This window comes from Photobacterium rosenbergii, assembly GCF_033022775.1.
Lineage (GTDB): Bacteria > Pseudomonadota > Gammaproteobacteria > Enterobacterales > Vibrionaceae > Photobacterium > Photobacterium rosenbergii_A.
In genome coordinates this window covers 25,185-42,585 of record NZ_JAWJZI010000020.1, presented here as the reverse complement: position 1 = coordinate 42,585, position 17,401 = coordinate 25,185, and the positions used below count along the sequence as shown (strand labels likewise).

The 17,401-nt window shown below is 52.6% G+C and carries 13 protein-coding genes; 7 read left to right on the top strand and 6 right to left on the bottom strand.

Annotation, left to right across the window (positions count from 1 at the left end; all coding sequences use genetic code 11):
- Positions 1 to 37: 37 nt before the first annotated feature.
- Positions 38 to 4,255, top strand: a complete 4,218-nt coding sequence (gene rpoC, locus R2X38_RS23790; RefSeq protein WP_317524818.1) for a DNA-directed RNA polymerase subunit beta' — start codon at positions 38 to 40, stop codon at positions 4,253 to 4,255.
- 227 nt (positions 4,256 to 4,482) lie between these two features.
- Here the strand turns inward: rpoC and rsd are convergent, their stop codons facing one another.
- Complete coding sequence (gene rsd / locus R2X38_RS23785; protein ID WP_317524835.1) at positions 4,483 to 4,971, bottom strand: sigma D regulator; 489 nt, start codon at positions 4,969 to 4,971, stop codon at positions 4,483 to 4,485.
- Between the two features lie 143 nt (positions 4,972 to 5,114).
- Here rsd and nudC point away from each other — a divergent pair, with 143 nt between their 5' ends.
- Complete coding sequence (gene nudC, locus R2X38_RS23780) at positions 5,115 to 5,897, top strand: NAD(+) diphosphatase (RefSeq protein ID WP_317524817.1); 783 nt, start codon at positions 5,115 to 5,117, stop codon at positions 5,895 to 5,897.
- A gap of 291 nt (positions 5,898 to 6,188) precedes the next feature.
- Positions 6,189 to 7,256 (top strand): uroporphyrinogen decarboxylase, encoded by a 1,068-nt coding sequence (gene hemE / locus R2X38_RS23775; protein ID WP_317524816.1) that lies wholly within the window; start codon positions 6,189 to 6,191, stop codon positions 7,254 to 7,256.
- A 399-nt stretch (positions 7,257 to 7,655) separates the two neighbouring features.
- Here the strand turns inward: hemE and R2X38_RS23770 are convergent, their stop codons facing one another.
- Positions 7,656 to 8,270 carry a uracil-DNA glycosylase family protein gene (locus tag R2X38_RS23770; protein ID WP_317524815.1) on the bottom strand — a complete coding sequence of 205 codons (615 nt, stop codon included), beginning with the start codon at positions 8,268 to 8,270 and terminating at the stop codon, positions 7,656 to 7,658.
- An 18-nt stretch (positions 8,271 to 8,288) separates the two neighbouring features.
- On the bottom strand, positions 8,289 to 9,200 hold the full coding sequence (locus tag R2X38_RS23765) for a D-2-hydroxyacid dehydrogenase (RefSeq protein WP_317524814.1): 912 nt from the start codon (positions 9,198 to 9,200) through the stop codon (positions 8,289 to 8,291).
- 103 nt (positions 9,201 to 9,303) lie between these two features.
- On the opposite strand from R2X38_RS23765, the gene R2X38_RS23760 reads away from it, so the two are divergent.
- Together R2X38_RS23760 and brnQ are read left to right on the top strand one after the other, a co-directional pair.
- Positions 9,304 to 9,891, top strand: a complete 588-nt coding sequence (locus R2X38_RS23760) for a YjaG family protein (protein ID WP_039458751.1) — start codon at positions 9,304 to 9,306, stop codon at positions 9,889 to 9,891.
- A gap of 514 nt (positions 9,892 to 10,405) precedes the next feature.
- Entirely contained in the window at positions 10,406 to 11,707 is a 1,302-nt protein-coding gene (gene brnQ / locus R2X38_RS23755; RefSeq protein ID WP_317524813.1) for a branched-chain amino acid transport system II carrier protein, read from the top strand.
- Positions 11,708 to 11,798: 91 nt separating this feature from the next.
- Here brnQ and R2X38_RS23750 read toward each other — a convergent pair whose 3' ends face one another.
- On the bottom strand, positions 11,799 to 12,854 hold the full coding sequence (locus tag R2X38_RS23750) for a hemolysin family protein (protein WP_317524812.1): 1,056 nt from the start codon (positions 12,852 to 12,854) through the stop codon (positions 11,799 to 11,801).
- Positions 12,855 to 13,081: 227 nt separating this feature from the next.
- Between R2X38_RS23750 and hupA the strand changes: the two genes are divergently transcribed.
- Both hupA and R2X38_RS23740 read left to right on the top strand, forming a co-directional pair.
- On the top strand, positions 13,082 to 13,354 hold the full coding sequence (gene hupA / locus R2X38_RS23745) for a nucleoid-associated protein HU-alpha (RefSeq protein ID WP_107301220.1): 273 nt from the start codon (positions 13,082 to 13,084) through the stop codon (positions 13,352 to 13,354).
- A 39-nt stretch (positions 13,355 to 13,393) separates the two neighbouring features.
- The gene (locus tag R2X38_RS23740) at positions 13,394 to 14,095 is read left to right on the top strand and encodes a DUF1481 domain-containing protein (protein WP_317524811.1); all 702 of its coding nucleotides are present in this window, start codon (positions 13,394 to 13,396) and stop codon (positions 14,093 to 14,095) included.
- Between the two features lie 116 nt (positions 14,096 to 14,211).
- Here the strand turns inward: R2X38_RS23740 and purD are convergent, their stop codons facing one another.
- Together purD and purH are read right to left on the bottom strand one after the other, a co-directional pair.
- Entirely contained in the window at positions 14,212 to 15,504 is a 1,293-nt protein-coding gene (purD, locus tag R2X38_RS23735) for a phosphoribosylamine--glycine ligase (RefSeq protein WP_317524810.1), read from the bottom strand.
- Between the two features lie 302 nt (positions 15,505 to 15,806).
- Positions 15,807 to 17,399: a bifunctional phosphoribosylaminoimidazolecarboxamide formyltransferase/IMP cyclohydrolase gene (gene purH / locus R2X38_RS23730; RefSeq protein WP_317524809.1), complete on the bottom strand. Its 1,593-nt coding sequence runs from the start codon at positions 17,397 to 17,399 to the stop codon at positions 15,807 to 15,809.
- Positions 17,400 to 17,401 lie beyond the last annotated feature (2 nt).

The following is a 17,401-nucleotide window of genomic DNA, read 5'->3' as shown; positions in this document are numbered from 1 at the left end:
GGCGCCTTTATGGGTCAACTCCTCACAGGAGCCGAATGTGAAAGACTTACTTAAGTTTCTGAAAGCACAACACAAGACTGAAGAATTTGATGCAATCAAAATCGGTCTTGCTTCACCAGACATGATCCGTTCATGGTCTTTCGGTGAAGTGAAAAAACCAGAAACCATCAACTACCGTACTTTTAAGCCTGAGCGTGACGGTCTTTTCTGTGCACGTATCTTTGGCCCGGTAAAAGACTACGAGTGTCTGTGTGGCAAGTACAAGCGCCTGAAGCACCGTGGTGTTATCTGTGAAAAATGTGGTGTAGAAGTAACTCAGACTAAAGTGCGTCGTGAGCGCATGGGTCACATTGAGCTAGCTTCTCCTGTAGCCCACATCTGGTTCCTTAAGTCACTGCCATCTCGTATCGGTTTGTTAATGGACATGCCGCTACGTGACATCGAGCGTGTACTTTACTTTGAATCTTACGTGGTAATCGAACCGGGTATGACCAACCTTGAGCGTAGCCAGCTGCTGTCTGAAGAACAGTACCTGGATGCACTTGAAGAGTGGGGCGACGAGTTCGACGCGAAGATGGGTGCTGAAGCCGTTCAGGCACTTCTGGCCAATATGGACCTGAATGCTGAAATCGAGCTGATGCGCGAAGAGCTAGAAGAAACTAACTCTGAAACCAAGCGTAAGAAGCTAACCAAGCGTCTTAAGCTGGTTGAAGCATTCCTACAGTCAGGCAACAACCCTGAGTGGATGATCCTGTCTGTACTGCCAGTACTGCCGCCGGATCTACGTCCGTTGGTACCGCTAGATGGTGGTCGTTTCGCTACTTCAGATCTGAACGATCTGTACCGTCGCGTTATCAACCGTAACAACCGTCTGAAGCGTCTACTGGATCTAGCAGCCCCTGATATCATCGTACGTAACGAAAAACGTATGCTTCAGGAGTCTGTTGATGCATTGCTTGATAACGGTCGCCGTGGCCGCGCTATCACAGGTTCGAACAAGCGTCCTCTGAAATCTTTGGCTGACATGATCAAAGGTAAGCAGGGTCGTTTCCGTCAGAACCTACTTGGTAAGCGTGTTGACTACTCAGGTCGTTCTGTTATCACCGTAGGTCCATACCTACGTCTGCACCAGTGTGGTCTTCCTAAGAAGATGGCACTTGAGCTATTCAAACCATTTATCTACGGCAAGCTAGAGACTCGTGGTCTGGCGACAACGATCAAAGCTGCTAAGAAGATGGTTGAGCGCGAAGAAGCGGTTGTTTGGGATATCCTAGACGAAGTAATTCGCGAACACCCAGTTATGCTTAACCGTGCACCAACACTGCACCGTTTGGGTATCCAGGCATTCGAACCAGTACTAATCGAAGGTAAAGCGATTCAGCTTCACCCACTAGTGTGTGCGGCATATAACGCCGACTTCGATGGTGACCAGATGGCGGTACACGTACCTCTAACGCTGGAAGCACAGCTAGAAGCACGTGCACTGATGATGTCTACCAACAACATCCTTTCACCAGCATCTGGTGATCCGATCATCGTACCTTCTCAGGACGTTGTATTGGGTCTTTACTACATGACTCGTGAAAAGATCAACGCGAAAGGCGAAGGCATGTACCTTGAAGGTCCTGCTGAAGCTGAAAAAGCTTACCGTACAGGTAATGCTGAGCTACACGCTCGCGTTAAAGTTCGTATCACTGAGCACAGCAAAGACGAGCAGGGTAACCTGACGGCTGAAACTAAGCTGATCGATACGACTGTTGGTCGTGCAATGCTATGGACTATCGTACCGAAAGGTCTGTCTTACAGCCTTGTTAACACTGAAGCTCTTGGTAAGAAGCAGATCTCTAAACTGCTTAACACCTGTTACCGTGAGCTGGGCATGAAAGATACTGTTATCTTTGCTGACCAGATCATGTACACAGGTTTTGCTTACGCGGCACTATCTGGTGTATCTGTTGGTATCGACGACATGGTTGTACCAGAAGCGAAATACACCAAGATCGCCGAAGCCGAAGCTGAAGTTGCTGAAATCCAGGAGCAGTTCCAGTCAGGTCTTGTTACCGCGGGCGAGCGTTACAACAAAGTTATCGATATCTGGGCAACAGCCAACGAGCAGGTTGCTAAGGCGATGATGGATAACCTGTCTTACGACACAGTTATCAACCGTGACGGCGAAGAAGAACAGCAGAAATCGTTCAACAGCGTATACATGATGGCCGACTCAGGTGCTCGTGGTTCTGCCGCTCAGATCCGTCAGCTAGCGGGTATGCGTGGTCTGATGGCTAAGCCGGATGGCTCAATCATCGAAACGCCGATCACAGCGAACTTCCGTGAAGGTCTGAACGTACTACAGTACTTCATCTCTACTCACGGTGCTCGTAAGGGTCTTGCCGATACCGCACTTAAGACTGCGAACTCCGGTTACCTAACACGTCGTCTGGTAGACGTTGCTCAGGACGTGGTAATCACGTCTGATGACTGTGGCACTCACGAAGGTATCACTATGATGCCTCTAATCGAGGGTGGTGATGTTAAAGAGCAACTTGGTGATCGCGTTCTTGGCCGTGTGGTTGCGGAAGACGTTATCAAGCCGGGTACAGACGAAGTTCTAGCGCCACGTAATACACTTCTTGATGAGAAGTGGTGTGACATCCTAGAAGCGAACTCTGTCGACCAGGTGAAAGTACGCTCTGTGGTAACCTGTCAGAACGACTTCGGTTGTTGTAAGAACTGTTACGGTCGTGACCTAGCACGTGGTCACCTAGTGAACCAGGGTGAAGCGGTGGGTGTTGTTGCAGCACAGTCAATCGGTGAGCCGGGTACACAGCTTACGATGCGTACGTTCCACATCGGTGGTGCGGCATCTGCGGCAGCGGCTGAGAACAGCATCCAGGTTAAGAACAACGGTTCGATGAAACTGCACAATGCCAAGTTTGTTACCAACAACGAAGGCAAGCTAGTTATCACTTCTCGTGCCTCAGAAATGAGCGTTATCGATGAGTTCGGCCGTACTAAAGAGAACTACAAACTGCCATACGGTTCTCACCTGACTAAAGGTGACGGTGCTGAAGTAGCAGCTGGCGAAGTTATCGCTAACTGGGACCCGCACACAATGCCAATCATCACTGAAGTGGCAGGTCGTGTTCAGTTCGTTGACCTAATCGATGGTGTCACTGTTTCTCGTCAGACTGATGAGCTAACAGGTCTGTCTATGATTACCGTACTTGACGCTGCTGAGCGTACCGGTGCAGGTAAAGACATGCGTCCAACGGTTAAGCTAGTTGACGAAAACGGTAACGATGTAATGATCGCCGGCACTGAAATGCCAGCTCAGTACTTCCTACCGGGTAAAGCAATCGTCCAGCTTGAAGACGGTGCAATGGTTGGTATCGGTGATACGCTAGCACGTATCCCGCAGGCATCTGGCGGTACGAAAGATATCACCGGTGGTCTACCACGAGTTGCGGACCTATTCGAAGCACGTAAGCCGAAAGAGCCTGCGATCCTTGCTGAAATCACTGGTACCGTATCGTTCGGTAAAGAGACTAAAGGCAAGCGTCGTCTGATCATCACGCCTGCAGAAGGCAACGCATACGAAGAAATGGTTCCTAAGTGGCGCCAGCTGAACGTATTCGAAGGTGAGAAGGTTGAGAAGGGTGATGTAATCGCCGATGGTCCAGAGGCTCCACACGATATCCTACGTCTGCGTGGCGTTCACGCCGTTGCAGAGTACATCGTGAACGAGGTTCAGGAAGTTTACCGTCTACAGGGCGTTAAGATTAACGATAAGCACATCGAGACTATCGTTCGTCAGATGCTACGTAAGGCAACTATCCTGTCTTCTGGTGATTCTGAGTTCCTACCTGGTGAGCAGGTTGAGTTCTCTCGCATCACGATTGCGAACCGTAAGCTTGAAGCTGAAGGCAAGCTGCCAGCAACGTATGAGCGTGACCTACTGGGTATCACCAAAGCGTCGCTTGCAACTGAGTCGTTCATCTCGGCTGCATCGTTCCAGGAAACAACTCGCGTACTAACAGAAGCTGCGGTTTCTGGTAAGCGTGACGAGCTACGTGGCCTGAAAGAGAACGTAATCGTTGGTCGTTTGATCCCTGCTGGTACCGGTTTCGCGTACCACCAGAACCGCCAGCGCCAGCGTGATGCTGAGCTAGAGCCGGTTGCACCTCAGGTAGATGCAGAGCAGGCATCGCAAGATCTTGCAGCGCTACTGAATGCAGGCCTAAGCGACGAAAACTAATCGTTAGCTAACGCATTGAATAAAAGGGTACCTTCGGGTGCCCTTTTTATTGCCTACAGTTTGGGCGAGTTGTTAGCCAGTTAGCAAATGGGCAGGGGCGATACGGCGGCATCAACACTGAGGTCGCGTTGGCGATGTTTTGCAGGATGCAGGAATAAGGCGTATAAAAGGATGACCAGCCCGGTGAGTCACCAGGCTGGTGGCAGGTGAGGACAGGTAGGAGCTGGCTAGGCGCCCGGTGGGCAGGCTAGGCTCTCACTGATCAATTCGATGAGCTTGTCTTCAAGGGCAAAGCGGATTTCAATCAGCTCGCCGATGGCAGACAGATCATTGTCAAAGTCTGGTAGTTCGTCATCTTCACCCATATCGGTGTATTTATCGCTGAAGTTCAGCAACGGATCGGTGGTTTGGGTGATTTGTGCGTAGAGCTGGGAGATTTCTTCTGTCGGTGAAAAGCCGGTTGCGTTCCAGCGCTCCATGACCATATCGTAGATTTTAAAATGGCCTTCGGAGATATAGTCGACCAACTGTTGGCTGAAAAGTTGGAGCTGGGAAGAGGTTGGAAGTTGGCGATTATTACTTTCGAACGGAGGAAGTCCGGCTAACTTGCAGTAATCGATCAGCAATTGTTGCCGAGACATGAGCCAGTGGTCGATAACGTCACTGGTACCGCCCCATTGTTTTTGTACTTGCTCGAATTTACTTAACATGACCATGCCCTCATGATCTACAGTACCGAGTACTGGAAACAATACCTGTTAATCTCTTAAAAAAGAGAACCTTGAATTACGGATCCTTTTCCGTATTAACTTTAGATTGCCAGTAAAAACGATACCCTGCAAGGATGGATGTGACGTTGATGTTAGAAAAACAAGAAAAAGCCTATTGGTGCATAGTCAAAGATCGTCAGCTCTACTTGGAAGATCAACAACTTCCCCTCAAAGAGCCGAACGAAATAGAGGTTGATCTTGAAAATGTGGTGGAGGTTGGCCGATACCGCGATAGACCGGTTTACTGGCTCGAAGCGTCAGCAGAGTTTGATGAGAGTGGGCTAGGAAAGGGTGAGTTTGATAGCTTACGGGCATTACTGACCATAGACGGTGAGTTATTTAATCTCGCTGGGCGCGCTATCCAATTGTCGCATATGCTGCATTCTCAGCGATTTTGCCCCCAATGCGGAAGCGAATGCAGGTTGGTCCATGCTGAGCTCGCTATGGCCTGCCAGGGATGCCATGGCCATCATTACCCACGCCTGTCACCGTGCGTTATTGTCGCCGTGCGCAATCAAGACAAAATCCTGTTGGCCCAGCACCCGCGACACAAAACGGGTATGTATACCGTGATTGCCGGCTTTGTCGAAGCCGGGGAGACGCTGGAGCAGTGTGTGGCAAGGGAAGTCCTGGAAGAAACCGGGATACACGTGACCAATATTCGCTACTTTGCCAGCCAGCCATGGGCGTTTCCGTCCAACCTGATGATGGGATTCCTGGCCGACTACCAAAGCGGTGAGCTCAATCCTGACTATGCCGAACTGACCGATGCCCTTTGGGCAACGAGAAATAGCCTGCCTGAACTTGCCCCGCCGGGGACGATTGCCAGGGCGTTGATAGAGTACACCCTGACATTGATGGGCAAAGAGTAAAGCGAGCGCTTGGAGGGTGAGCGAATGGGCAACGGCTGGTGGCGAGGAGCCAGTGAACAATAGAATAAAAAAACCCTCCGTGAGGAGGGGTAAGGTGCAGTTATTTTGCCTTCTACGAGCAAAGTCATTGTTATTATTGCTAGCGCGCAGATTTTGTACCACGATAGCCCTGAGTGTCGCAAATCTGGTGACCAGATTGTTACTATAAACTTGATCCGGTTAACAAATGGCCTCTTTTGTTGACCGCCGTGAGTGATACAATACGCGCATAATAAAACCATGGAGTCCCAAATGAGCGAACTAAAGAATGACCGCTACCTTCGCGCTTTATTGAAGCAGCCAGTCGATTGCACCCCGGTATGGATGATGCGTCAGGCAGGGCGTTACCTACCTGAATATCGTGCAACTCGCAGCGTAGCCGGTGACTTCATGTCGCTATGTAAAAATGCTGAGCTTGCCAGTGAGGTGACACTACAGCCTCTTCGCCGTTTCCCGCTGGATGCGGCCATCCTGTTCTCAGATATTCTGACTATCCCAGATGCGATGGGATTGGGACTGTACTTTGAAGCTGGCGAAGGGCCTAAGTTCGAGCGTCCAATCACTTGTAAGGCCGATGTCGACAAGATTGGCCGGCCGGATCCGGAAGGCGAGCTGCAGTACGTGATGAATGCCGTACGCCAGATCCGCAAAGATCTGCAAGGTGAAGTGCCGTTGATCGGTTTCTCGGGTAGTCCGTGGACACTGGCGACCTACATGGTGGAAGGTGGCAGCTCGAAGGCGTTCACCAAGATCAAGAAGATGATGTATGCCGAGCCGCAAACCCTGCACCTGTTGCTGGATAAGTTGGCTGACAGTGTGGTTGAGTACCTCAACGCACAGATCAAAGCCGGTGCCCAGTCGGTAATGGTATTCGATACCTGGGGGGGCGTTCTGACACCGCGTGACTACAACGAGTTCTCACTGCGCTACATGCACAAGATTGTCGATGGACTGATCCGTGAAAATGACGGCCGCCGTGTACCGGTGACACTATTTACCAAGAACGGTGGTATGTGGCTGGAGCAAATCGCAGCAACAGGCTGTGATGCAGTTGGCCTTGACTGGACCATCAATATTGCTGATGCCAAGAAGCGTGTAGGCGACAAAGTGGCCCTGCAGGGCAACATGGATCCATCGATGCTGTACGCCCAGCCAGAGCGTATTCGCCAGGAAGTTGCCACTATCCTTGAAGGCTTCGGCGACGGTGGTACTGGCCACGTATTCAACCTAGGCCACGGTATCCATCTGGATGTGCCGCCTGAGAACGCAGGTGTGTTCGTCGATGCGGTGCACGAGCTGTCAAAGCCATACCATAAATAAAGCGGATCCTGGGTGCTAGGTTGCTAGGCCCTTGGGAAAAGCATTAGAAGCCCATACAGCTTGCTGTGTGGGCTTTTTTATTTTGAGATCCTTGGAAAAGCGGGTCCTGGTTCCTAGGAAAAGATTAAAAGCTAAAGAGTTTGAAGCAATGGTATGACTTTAGGGTATTTTTGCAGAACCCAGAACCCAGAACCCAGAACCCAGAACCCAGAACCCAGAACCCAGAACCCAGAACCCAGAACCCAGAACCCAGAACCCAGAACCCAGAACCCAGAACCCAGAACCCAGAACCCAGAACCCAGAACCCAGAACCCAGAACCCAGAACCCAGAACCCATGAACTAGGAACCCATGAACTAGGAACCCATGAACTAGGAACCCATGAACTAGGAACCAGGATCTAGGTTCTAGGATCTCGCTTCTCGAGATGCTGATGGACGTATTCGCGGATATACGGCACCACTTCTTCTTCGAACCACGGGTTCTTCTTTAGCCACAGCGTGTTGCGCGGTGAGGGGTGTGGCATCGGGATGTACTGTGGCGCCCAGTTGCGCCACGCTTTTACGGTTTCTGTTAGCGTCTTCGGTTTGTCTTTGAGGTAGCGTTGCTGGGCATATTGGCCGACCAGCAGGGTCATCCCTATATTGGGCAGCAGCGGCCAGACCTGCGGGTGCCACTGTGGCGCGCATTCGGGGCGGGGCGGGAGATCGCCGGACTTGCCCCGGCCGGGATAACACAGCCCCATCGGCATGATGGCGATATGCTCGGGGTCATAGAAGGTCTCGCGGTCGAGATCCAGCCAGCGGCGGAGACGGTCGCCGCTCGGATCGTTCCACGGGATCCCGGTTTCATGCACCTTGGTGCCCGGAGCCTGGCCGATGATCATCAGGCGAGCGCTACCGGCGGCCTGGATGACAGGCCGTGGGCCGAGAGGAAGATGATCCCGGCAGATCGCGCACTGCCGAATTTGATCGAGCAGGTTATCAAGTTGTTGCTTGTCGGCAGAAGGGCTCATACGGCTCCGTGAACGGCATTAATAACCGTGCTGAAAGTCTATGGTATAGCGCAACGGTTGTTGGTTCATCCAGCGCTCGGCATTACTGCGTAAAATTGCCATGACCTGATGGGGAAAGCTTTCGGCGGCAATGTGCGGGGTAATAGTGATAGCCGGATGCTGCCAGAAAGGATGGCTCTGGGGCAGCGGCTCCTGCTTGAAAACATCAAGGAAAGCATGGGCGATTGCACCTGAATCCAATACGCTGAGCAGGCCGGTTTCGCAAAGGGCATTGCCTCGGCCGACATTGAACAACAAAGCCTTGTGGCAATGGCCCAGGCTGGTGGCATTGAGGATATCATTGGTTCCAGAGGTGGCCGGCAAGGTGGAGACCACTAAGTCTGCCTGCTTGAGCGCTGAATTGAGCCCTGCCAGAGGGAGAGTGGTATCGAAAGCCGGTTCACTGGTGGTCCCAGAGCGATTGACCCCGACAAGGTGGAACCCCAATGCTTTGGCCGAACGGGCAAGGTGGCTGCCGATACTCCCTGTACCCAGTATCACCATCGTTTTGCCGGCAAGGGTGCTATAGGAGTGAGGTTGCCAGTGACTGGCCCGCTGCTGGGTTTGGTAGGTCGCAAAGTGGCGCTGGTGGGCGATAGCCAATCCCAGCACGTACTCGCTGATCAACTGGCCGAAGCAGCCGCGGATATTGGTCAGGGTATAATCTTGGCGTAGGCTTTTATCGGTCAAGGCATCGATGCCGGCAAAGGTTGACTGGAGCCACTCAAGCGCCGGGAACTCATCGAGCAACGGGGCGACCTTCGGCGGATCGGCCAGCAAGATAGTGGCTTCTTGCGGCTTCTGGGTCAACTCAAGTCCGGCTATCGGCTGCTTGGCGAACAGGGCTTCATAGGCCGCTTTTTGGCGGGAAACAATCATCAGTTTATGCATCGTCGTTCCTTGGTGGTAGCACGGGGTTATCCGCTTTCCATGTATTGCAGTAGCAGGGGGATACAAGTAAGATCCGGGGCAAATCACTATTGCGGATTATCCCATGCTAAAGAATCCAGTTCAGCTCCGTTTAGAAAAATTAGAACCATGGCAACACATTACCTTTATGGTGTCACTGTGTGAACGAATGTATCCCAACTATGCGTTCTTCTGTCAGCAAACGGAGTTCGCGGATGAGCAGAAGTACCGTTCGATTCTGGACAGTATCTGGGAAATTTTGACGGTCAAAACTGCCAAGATCAACTTCGAGAAGCAGCTGGAGAAACTCGAAGAGTTGGTGCCAAATGCCGAAGATTATGATTTGTATGCGGTAAACCCGGCGATCGATGCTTGTGCAGCGCTGGCTGATTTACTCCATGCGATGCTTGACCGCGACCTGATGCTGGAAACACTGGCCAAGCTAAGCTCGTTGTCTGCCGCAACCGTTGCGGATCTTGAGTTTGCCCAGACCGGTGTGGAAATTACCAACGACAACCAAAAAGAAAATGAAGCGGTATGTGCCGAGTGGGACATGCAGTGGGCGATTTTCCGTGCGCTTAAAGAAGCTGAGCGCCGTGATATCGAGCTGATCAAAGGACTGCGCCAGGAGTTGCGCGAAGAGCCGGTCAGCAATATCGGTATCGAGCTGTAAGCAACCTGTTTGAATCGAGAAGGGCCCTAGCGGCCCTTTTTTATTGCACTGCTCGGAATGGGAAAAGACACGGCGAGAAAAAGGCAAAGCGGCTTTCTGAAGAGATGTAACGGTACTGTGAAGTTTTAAATCTCACCATAAAATGGTATTGCTAGCAGTTTGTGCTGCTTTTTTTGGGTGGCGCTAATCCATTCCACTTATTTTATTTTTCTGCTTGTATTGCTCTGCTGCCGCCGTTTATAACAAAGGTATCGCGGAAAACGTCTTGTTTTCTGGTTTTTATTTTCTGTCAGCTAGGACGAGTTATGCCAGTATCAGCTATCAACATTGCTGTTTCCTGCAAGGGCCTTAACGCCGTTGCGGCTAGCCTGCTCCTCCTGCTCTCTCTGGGTCTTATCCGGGGCTGACAGGCCGTATCTCAATTTTCCTGTCAGCTTGAAGCGAAGCTGACAGGTTAATATTCCCTCCCGAATTCTCCTTAGTTTCCTTCAAGCCGACGCGGTAGAGGATAACTATGTTAAGTGCACGCAACATCGCCGCCTTGGGCTTTATGACTTTCGCCATGTATCTTGGTGCCGGCAACCTGATCTTCCCTCCGTTCCTTGGCTTGCAGGCCGGCGAACATTTTGCTTCCGGCATGGCCGGCTTCCTTTTGACTGGCGTTGGCCTGCCGGCACTGGCTTTGGTGATGGTCGCACTGGTCAATGGCTCCGATAACCTGACCGCCGCCCTGCCCAAACCGGTTGCGACGGGGTTTTGGGTGATGGTGTTTATTGTGATTGGTCCGGCCTTTGTGATCCCCCGGGCTATCACGGTCGCCTACCAGTTTAGTTTTGCCCCTTTTGTCGGCGAGGCGGCATTGCTTCCTTTCACTGTGGTGTTCTGTTTGGCTGCCATCGTGTTTGCGCTCTACCCGGGCAAGCTGGTCGATACGCTGGGTAAGTGGCTGACCCCGATGCTGGTGGTGATCCTGTCCGTGCTGGCTGCCACTGCGTTTATGTCTCCGGTCGGTGAAGCATTGGCTGCTGTGGGACCTTATCAGGATAAGGCATTTGCCGAAGGGCTGACCCAAGGCTACATGACCATGGATGCGCTGGGCTCGATTGGCTTTGGCTGGATCATCTTCCGCGCTATCCGTGAAATGGGCGTGGAGTGCCCGAAAGCGACCGCTAAATACACCCTGATGGCCGCTGTGATGTATGCCGTGGCGATGGCCTTGGTATATCTGTCGTTGGCTTATATCGGCGCGACCAGCGCCAGCCTGGGCTCGGCATTCGGCAATGGCGGCGAGATCTTGACTGCTTTCACTTTGGCCCACTTTGGTACTTTTGGCAGTGTTTTGTTGGGTGCGGTAATGATTTTGGCCTGCCTGACCACCGCGATTGGTGTGACGACCGCAGGCAGTGAGTTTTATAGCCGTACCTTCCAGCCGGTGACATACTCGCGTAGTGTCTGGGTGACGATGATGGTTGCCGGGTTGGTGGCCAACCTTGGCTTGGAGCAGCTATTGGCGATCACCCTGCCGGTGGTTGTGGCCTTGCACCCCGTCGCCATTGCCCTGCTGGTGATTGCCCCGCTGCGCCGCCGTTTGGCGACACCGGCCGTGATGGCAGCAGTAATGACAGCCTTGGCCTTAGGCAGTATTGATGCGTTGCATATCTTGGGCAAAATGCCTGCCGGGATCGATAGCTGGTTGGCGCAGTACCTGCCGCTGTATAGCGATTATGCGGGCTGGGTGGTGCCTAGTTTGGTAGTGATCGCGATAGGTGTTGTGGTTAGCCGGGCGACACGTCCTATGTTGGCGGTACAGTCTTGAAGGAAAGGGTGAAACCTTGAGATAAGGAAAAGGGGCCATTTGGCCCCTTTTATATTCGGTGATTCAATGCGGTCGCAAAGCGCTAGTGAGATTACTCGTCGTCTTTGCTTTCGATCACGCCGTGGGTTTTCTTCCACTTCTCCCAACGCTGGTAGGCCAGCTGCTGCATGTCGGTGTTCTTGTCGGCTTCATCGACAATCTCTTCGCCCACCAAGTGCTCGAAGATGTCTTCCATGGTCACTAGGCCCTGGACGGTACCATATTCATCAACCACCAGTACCAGCTGGGAGCGCTCTTTCATTAGCTGCTCGAAGGCTTTTGGTACGCTGGCGTTGTTCATGATAACCGGTAACGGGCGCATCAGGGTGCCCAGCTCTTTCTGGCCGCGGCCAGCCTGGCTTTCGGCAAACAGCTCAAGGCGGTGGACGAAGCCGAGGATATTGTCTTTCTGCTCGCTATAGACTAGCGGGCGTGAAAACGGGCTGTCTTTGTGGTTTGACAGGAACTCGTTGATCGGCTGCTCGGCGTCAACGCGGAACAGCACCGGGCGTGGCGTCATGATTTTGGTGACGCTGACATCACGGAACTGCAGCAGGTTGGTCATGATTTTCGACTCGCCTTCGGCCAGCTCGCCCGATTCTTTGGCCAGCATGGCCATCGCCGATAGCTCATCACGCAGTTTCGGCGCTTCATGGCCTCGTGACAGACGGCGGGTGATTTGTTCTGATACCCAGACAAACGGCGTCAGGGCCCAGACCATCCAGCGCAGGGTCGATGCCGAGGCCGGTGCCAGCTGGCGCCAGTAGGTGGCACCGATGGTTTTCGGGATAATTTCTGAGAACAGCAAAATACCAATTGTCAGTACGCCGGAGAATACACCCAGCCATTGGCTACCGAATACCACTGCAGCCTGGGCACCGGCTGTTGCCGCGCCGATAGTATGGGCGATGGTATTTAGGGTCAGGATCGATGCCAGCGGGCGGTCGATGTTGTCTTTCAGGGCAGCCAAACGGTCTGCTGCTGGGTGGCCTTGCTGGCGCAGGGTGCCAATGTAGCTAGGGGAGATGCTGAGAAGAACAGCTTCCAGGACTGAACAAATAAACGAAACACCAATCGCAACAGCGATGTAAATCGTAAGGAGTATCATGCTTACCTTAGTAATAATTAACGGATAACGCCTATATTAATCGGTGTTGAAGCGAATAAATACAACTATTTCAGGTCTCATATTAGTAACATTTTGTGAACTTGCGCTCAGTTTATGGTTAAAGAGTCCGCACCTAGCCACATCAAGGCTGACAAACCTTTGCCACACGGGCTTCTTTTGAATTAGAGTTGATGCGTCTTAAGAAAAAACCTTAGAAGGGAAACCTAATGAACAAGACCCAACTGATTGACCTGATCGCTGAAAAAGCGGATCTTTCTAAAGCTCAAGCTAAAGCTGCTCTAGAGTCTACGCTAGACGGTATTACTGACGCGCTTAAAGAAGGTGACCAGGTTCAACTAATCGGCTTTGGTACTTTCAAAGTAAACCACCGTGCAGCGCGTACTGGCCGTAACCCACAAACGGGTCAGGAAATCCAGATCGCAGCAGCCAACGTACCAGCTTTCGTTGCTGGTAAAGCACTGAAAGACTCAGTGAAATAATCTATACTCCGCCAGGTATCTATCTGGCGGAGTTTTTCCATGAAGCGACTACTGACTTTTCTTACCCTCTCGCTATTGGCGGGATGTGCCTCCAATCCAACAGTCCCCGAAAACAATCTTACGCCAGTGTTGACCCATACCGGTGGTCAGAGCCTCGGCGACAGCACCTCTATCTATTGGTATACCTCACAGCAGAACCGCCCTGTCAGCCTCGCAGATCGCGTGATGGCCGGTGATTATGGTGACTACCGCACCGACTACCGCTGGCGCGACGGCAAGCTGCGTGAAATCAAGCGTGAAGGCAAGCAGCTTGACGAGCAGCAAATCAAGCCGTTTACCCTGCATGTGCGCTATGACACCCTGGGCAATGCCGTTTTTCAGCGCTATACCCTGGGTGACGAGCTGATCCCGCTCAGCGGCGACCAGCTGCAGCAATTGGTGCAGGAAGCCAAGCATGGCGCTGATGTGGTCAAGCAGCAGCGCAAGGATGACTTGTCCCTAGTGCAGGGCTTCTGGAAGCAGGGGCAGTTCTACCGCTGTGGTGATGAGCGCCAGCTCAAGGTGACCTTCAAGCCTGAGTTACCTGATTATGTGCTTCAACAGCTGCAGGCTCGCCAGCAGGACGGGTATATGGCGGTGATCGGCCAGGTTCGCCGCGGTACCCTGACTGCCAATACCTTGTTGATGCTGAATGATAACCAGCCTACTTGCCTGAGTGCGCCGGTGCTGCTGGCTAACTAACCTAACCCCGCGCCTAACCTCGCGCTTAACTTCACGATAGTGGATTGCGAGATAGCTGAAATGAAAAAAACGCGCCAAGGGGCGCGTTTTTATTAGGTAGGCTTGCTTAGACGCGATTAGGCGTCTTGCTGCTCACGGGCAACGGCACGGTAACCGATGTCGTTGCGGTGGAACATGCCGTTCCAGCTTACCTGCTTGGTCAGCTCGTAGGCACGTTGCTGGGCTTCAGAGACCGAGTTGCCAAGTGCCGTCGCACACAGTACGCGGCCGCCGTTAGTCACGATTTCGCCTTCGGCGTTGGTTGCCGTACCGGCGTGGAAGATCTTCTGGCCTTCAACGTCAGTGCCAGGCAGGCTGATGACATCGCCTTTGCCATAGCTTGCTGGGTAACCGCCAGCGGCCAGTACGACACCAATTGAGGCTCGTGGATCCCACTTGGACTCTGCTTGGTCTAGCTTCTCGTCAATTGCCATCAGGCAAAGCTCAACCAGATCCGATTCCATGCGCATCATGATTGGCTGGGTTTCTGGATCGCCGAAGCGGCAGTTGTACTCGATAACTTTCGGCGTGCCGTCAGCAGCAATCATCAGGCCAGCATACAGGAAGCCGGTGTAAGGGTGACCTTCTGCAGCCATACCGCGTACAGTTGGGTAGATCACCTCTTCCATGATGCGGTTGTGGATCTCAGGCGTCACCACAGGCGCAGGTGAGTAAGCACCCATACCGCCGGTATTTGGGCCGGTGTCCTTGTCGCCGACACGCTTGTGATCCTGGCTGGTGGCCATTGGCAAGACGTTCTCGCCATCAACCATCACGATGAAGCTTGCTTCTTCGCCTTCCAGGAATTCTTCGATAACCACGCGGCTACCGGCTTCGCCAAAGGCATTGCCAGCCAGCATGTCTTTGATGGCATCTTCTGCTTCTTCAAGGGTCATCGCAACGATAACGCCCTTACCGGCAGCCAGGCCGTCAGCCTTAACCACAATCGGTGCCCCTTGCTCGCGCACGTAGGCCAGAGCAGGCTCGATCTCAGTGAAGTTAGCGTAGGCACCGGTTGGGATCTGGTGACGAGCCAGGAAGTCCTTGGTGAAGGCTTTAGAGCCTTCTAGCTGGGCTGCGGCTTCAGTTGGGCCGAAGATTGGCAGGCCAGCAGCGCGGAAAGCATCAACCACACCGATAACCAACGGTGCTTCAGGGCCAACAATGGTTAGCTCAATTGCTTTTTCTTTGGCAAAGGCAACCAGCGCCTCGATGTCTTCAACGCCAATCGCAACGTTTTCCAGCTTAGGCTCAAGCGCAGTACCAGCGTTGCCCGGGGCAACGAAGACTGTTTCAACATTCGGGTTTTGTGCTGCTTTCCAGCCCAGTGCGTGTTCGCGGCCGCCAGCGCCAATAATCAATACATTCATCTTCAAAATCCTTATAGCGTCGTCAGTGACTTTATTTCTGTGTCAAAAGTGCTCATTTATGCTTATACAGTTGTTATAAACAAAAAGGGCGCTTTTTCCTTGAACTAAAGCCACTGACTTGCTCTAACGCATTTCAAATACTTTCGTATCCAAAATGAAAATCCGTAAATATTATTTATTCAAAATAGTTGGTGCTGTGGCTAGGCAACAATTGAGCCCATCCCCGGGAGCATAGCTCGCTATGTGACTGGGGTGGGCGAAAGCAGATAACGACGCCACAGTGCCAAATATGAAGAATAAGATTAGTGGCGGAAGTGGCGCATGCCCGTAAAGATCATCGCCATGCCGTGCTCGTCGGCAGCATCGATTACTTCCTGGTCGCGCATCGAGCCACCTGGCTGGATAACACACTTGATGCCAGCCTCAGCCGCCGCGTCGATACCGTCGCGGAACGGGAAGAAGGCATCAGAAGCCATCACGCTACCCGCAACTTCCAAATTCTCGTCTGCCGCTTTGATACCGGCAATTTTCGCTGAGTAAACGCGGCTCATCTGGCCAGCGCCCACACCGATGGTCATATCGCCTTTGGCGTAAACAATCGCGTTAGACTTCACGTACTTAGCGACTTTCCAGCAGAATAGGGCATCTTTCAGCTCTTCTTCAGTTGGCTGGCGTTTAGAAACCACTTTAAGGTCAGCTTCAGACACCATACCTTGGTCACGATCCTGAACCAGCAGGCCGCCGTTGACGCGTTTCACGTCAAAGCCAGTGGTTTTGCTGCTCCACTCACCGCACTCTAGCAGGCGAACATTTTTCTTGGCCGCGACAATTTCTACCGCTTCAGCAGAAACAGCAGGTGCAATGATCACTTCAACGAACTGGCGCTCGGTAATTGCTGTTGCCGTTGCTGCATCTAGCTCACGGTTGAATGCGATGATGCCGCCAAATGCCGAGGTTGGGTCCGTTTTGAACGCACGGTCGTAGGCTTCAAGGATGTTGTCACCCAGGGCCACACCACAAGGGTTGGCGTGCTTAACAATCACACAGGCTGGCTGGTCGAATTCTTTCACGCACTCAAGAGCGGCGTCGGTATCAGCGATGTTGTTGTAAGACAGGGCTTTGCCTTGGATCTGGCGAGCGGTTGCCACAGAAGCTTCTTCCGGGTTGCTCTCAACGTAGAAGGCTGCGGCCTGGTGGCTGTTTTCGCCGTAGCGCATGTCCTGCTTTTTCTCGAACTGCTGGTTGAAGGTGCGAGGGAATTTAGACTCTTCGTCACCTTCCTTGTTGTCGCCGTATGAAGGCACCATGGTACCGAAGTAGTTGGCGATCATGCCGTCGTAAGCAGCAGTATGCTCGAATGCAGCAATCGCTAGGTCAAAGCGGGTCGCATGAGTCAGTGAACCGTCATTGGTCGCCATTTCAGTCAGCACGCGATCGTAATCGTGGGCATTGACGATAATGGTTACGTCTTTGTGGTTTTTCGCTGCAGAGCGAACCATGGTCGGGCCACCGATATCGATGTTTTCAACCGCATCTTCCAGGGTGCAATCTGGGTTGGCAACCGTGGCTGCGAACGGGTAGAGGTTCACAACAACCATATCGATTGGAGCGATACCGTGCTCGCTCATCACTGCATCGTCAGTGCCGCGACGGCCCAGTACACCACCATGGATTTTTGGGTGTAGGGTCTTAACGCGACCGTCCATCATTTCAGGGAAGCCAGTGTGATCGGAAACTTCAGTCACCTTGATACCCTGCTCGGCAAGCAGGCGGGCTGTGCCACCTGTAGACAGGATGTCGACACCACTATCAGCTAGTGCTTGGGCGAACTCAACAATACCAGTTTTGTCTGACACGCTAATTAGCGCACGGCGGATAGGACGAGCGTTTTCCATTG

What these genes read in the sequence shown, in the direction of transcription:
- rsd (WP_317524835.1), bottom strand. Translation starts at nt 4,971, where the DNA reads ATGGTCATGTTAAGTAAATTCGAGCAAGTACAAAAACAATGGGGCGGT.
- nudC (WP_317524817.1), top strand. Translation starts at nt 5,115, where the DNA reads ATGTTAGAAAAACAAGAAAAAGCCTATTGGTGCATAGTCAAAGATCGT.
- hemE (WP_317524816.1), top strand. Translation starts at nt 6,189, where the DNA reads ATGAGCGAACTAAAGAATGACCGCTACCTTCGCGCTTTATTGAAGCAG.
- R2X38_RS23770 (WP_317524815.1), bottom strand. Translation starts at nt 8,270, where the DNA reads ATGAGCCCTTCTGCCGACAAGCAACAACTTGATAACCTGCTCGATCAA.
- R2X38_RS23765 (WP_317524814.1), bottom strand. Translation starts at nt 9,200, where the DNA reads ATGCATAAACTGATGATTGTTTCCCGCCAAAAAGCGGCCTATGAAGCC.
- R2X38_RS23760 (WP_039458751.1), top strand. Translation starts at nt 9,304, where the DNA reads ATGCTAAAGAATCCAGTTCAGCTCCGTTTAGAAAAATTAGAACCATGG.
- brnQ (WP_317524813.1), top strand. Translation starts at nt 10,406, where the DNA reads ATGTTAAGTGCACGCAACATCGCCGCCTTGGGCTTTATGACTTTCGCC.
- R2X38_RS23750 (WP_317524812.1), bottom strand. Translation starts at nt 12,854, where the DNA reads ATGATACTCCTTACGATTTACATCGCTGTTGCGATTGGTGTTTCGTTT.
- hupA (WP_107301220.1), top strand. Translation starts at nt 13,082, where the DNA reads ATGAACAAGACCCAACTGATTGACCTGATCGCTGAAAAAGCGGATCTT.
- R2X38_RS23740 (WP_317524811.1), top strand. Translation starts at nt 13,394, where the DNA reads ATGAAGCGACTACTGACTTTTCTTACCCTCTCGCTATTGGCGGGATGT.
- purD (WP_317524810.1), bottom strand. Translation starts at nt 15,504, where the DNA reads ATGAATGTATTGATTATTGGCGCTGGCGGCCGCGAACACGCACTGGGC.
- purH (WP_317524809.1), bottom strand. Translation starts at nt 17,399, where the DNA reads ATGGAAAACGCTCGTCCTATCCGCCGTGCGCTAATTAGCGTGTCAGAC.